3 protein-coding genes are annotated in these 2,341 nt (G+C 60.4%); 1 reads left to right on the top strand and 2 read right to left on the bottom strand.

Features of this window, described 5'->3' with window-relative positions:
• A partial coding sequence (locus FS320_RS41875; RefSeq protein ID WP_152718453.1) for an aldo/keto reductase occupies positions 1-672 on the top strand: 672 nt, incomplete at its 5' end.
• A 111-nt stretch (positions 673-783) separates the two neighbouring features.
• Here the strand turns inward: FS320_RS41875 and FS320_RS46750 are convergent.
• On the bottom strand, positions 784-1,479 hold the full coding sequence (locus tag FS320_RS46750; RefSeq protein ID WP_162003608.1) for a gamma-glutamylcyclotransferase: 696 nt from the start codon (positions 1,477-1,479) through the stop codon (positions 784-786).
• Between the two features lie 454 nt (positions 1,480-1,933).
• Positions 1,934-2,224, bottom strand: a complete 291-nt coding sequence (locus FS320_RS51285; RefSeq protein WP_162003609.1) for an arginase family protein — start codon at positions 2,222-2,224, stop codon at positions 1,934-1,936.
• Between the last annotated feature and the right edge of the window lie 117 nt (positions 2,225-2,341).

Consider the following 2,341-nt stretch of genomic DNA (forward strand, 5'->3'; position numbering starts at 1 on the left):
CGCCTTGCGATCATGTCCGAGATCGACAACAGCCTGCGCCGGCTCGGCACCGACTATGTCGATCTCTACCAGATCCATCGCTGGGACTATGCGACACCCATCGAGGAAACACTCGAAGCGCTGCACGACGTCGTCAAAGCCGGCAAAGCGCGGTATATCGGGGCATCATCCATGTATGCCTGGCAATTCGCCAAGGCGCTCTACACGGCCGACCTGAATGGCTGGACGCGGTTTGTGTCGATGCAGAACTACTACAACCTTCTCTACCGGGAGGAGGAGCGGGAGATGCTGCGTCTGTGCCAGGCGGAAGGGATCGGGGTCATTCCCTGGAGCCCGCTTGCCCGCGGCCGCCTGACCCGAGACTGGGATGAGACCAGCGCCCGGTCGGAAACGGACGAGTTCGGCAAGTCGCTGTACGCCCAGACGGCGGAGGCCGATCGCCGGGTGGTGGAACGGGTGGCGGAGATCGCAGCTCGTCGCGGCGTTCCCCGAGCGCAGGTTGCATTGGCGTGGCTGCTGCACAAGCCGGTCGTGACCGCGCCGATTGTCGGCGCCTCGAAACCGCAGCACTTGGAGGATGCCGTGGCTGCCCTGTCCCTCACGCTGTCACCGGAGGAGATAGCGGCCCTGGAAGAGCCCTACGTGCCGCACGCACTCGCTGGTTTTGTTTAAGTGGGAGGTGGTCAAGCACAGCCGCGAGGTTGATCTCCCTCGGAGTTGTCTCAACGGTACCTGTGTGTGCATGTCAGTGTGTGCTCTGCCTTGAGTTAGGCTGGCGATTGCTCAGTCCCGGTACTCTCGCACCAAGCGTGCGATCCGGTCGAGGTGGTCGTCGTGGATCTGGAATCCTTTCAGGCCGTGAATCGTGTCGAAGAGATAATCCCGGCAGGAGCCGAGTACCCCACACGCCGTCGCAATCGTCTGGGCCGTGGCGGCCTCCGAGACAGGACGCACATAGTTCGGCGCTGCGCGGTTGATGGTGAAGGCGATGCCAGACATACAGTGAGGGAGATTGGGGCCGTGCAGCCTGATCCAACGCGGGACATAGGCTCCTGTGACCATCTCGCGCCGCCAGACCAACTCGAGCTCAGCCTCTGCCTCGGAACGAGCGATGCGAAAGGCTACGCCCCGGCAGGAGCCGCCGCGATCCAGTCCCAGAACCAGACCGGGGTGTTGCGGCGTCCCGCGTCCAATCGGGGTGGCTAAGCAGAACTGTCGATGCCAGCCTCGGATCAACACGGGTTGCCGTTCGACATAGTGGAAGGCCGGGTTCCAGATCAGCGAGCCATAGGCAAACAGCCAGACGTCCCCCGGAACAGGTTGAGCCGCGAGCGTTGCTTCCAAGGATTGGCGCCGCTCCTCGTCACTCAGCACCCGAAGGTTCGTGCCCGAGCGGGCGATCATCTCACTGACAAACCCGTTCTGGAGAGCCTCCCGGGTCATTGGGTGGAGCTGCGTTTTCGCGGTCAATTCTTCCATTCCATACTCCGCCTGGTGCTCAGGGCAACATCGGGTGATATATAGCCCCGGAAGCCGCGGCGTGTTCATGCCCCTGACGCATGGCAGTGCCACGCGGTGCATCAGATGTCTGCTTTGAGCAGGCACATCAGACACTCCCATAAAGCGATGGATTTCACAGTCTGGCACGTGCCTGACCTTAGCCGTACTTCCGCATTGGCGGCCTGAACTGACCTTCAGAGGCATGAGTTCAATGGCTCGGCTTGACCGAGGCTGTGAAAACGTTGAAAGGCCACGCCTTTGAGCAATTTCATGTCTTGAAAGCCCCAGCGGGCCGTGGATTTCTCGGCACAGACGCATAAAATTGTACGAATGGTGCGTCAAAGTCGAGCTTGTTTGAGTTTTCACACAGGCTGGACCCTGAGCGGACCATTGCGTGGCGATGCTTTCCATAAGGCCCGTTCCGCGAAATTCGTCAGTTCGGTTCTAACGAGCGCGTTGATGCTACTGTGATGAGAAACTGAGTAGCTGCCTGGAGGATGCAATCCTTGTGATCCCATGTGGGGTCATAGGATGCGACGGTGGCAGCCGCGACCGTGAACTGCTCCGCGACAGCGGCAATGATATCGATGATGTCCTTCGGCGATAGGCCACCCTCGGGTGCGAATTCGTTGGCCGGCGCAAGTGCAGCGTCAATGACATCAACATCAAGGTGAAGATAGATGCGGGAGACGCCCTGTCGCTGAAGACAGTTAACCGTTCCTATTCACCAGAGTTTGTTTCGGGGCCTATTTGGTAGCGCGGGCGTGCCGATCCGCTGCGTTTCTTTCACCGCGGCAAGGTCTGGAACGTGGGGAACGCGTTGGCAGGGACGGGATGGGAT

The organism is Microvirga tunisiensis (genome assembly GCF_009296175.1).
Taxonomy (GTDB): domain Bacteria; phylum Pseudomonadota; class Alphaproteobacteria; order Rhizobiales; family Beijerinckiaceae; genus Microvirga; species Microvirga tunisiensis.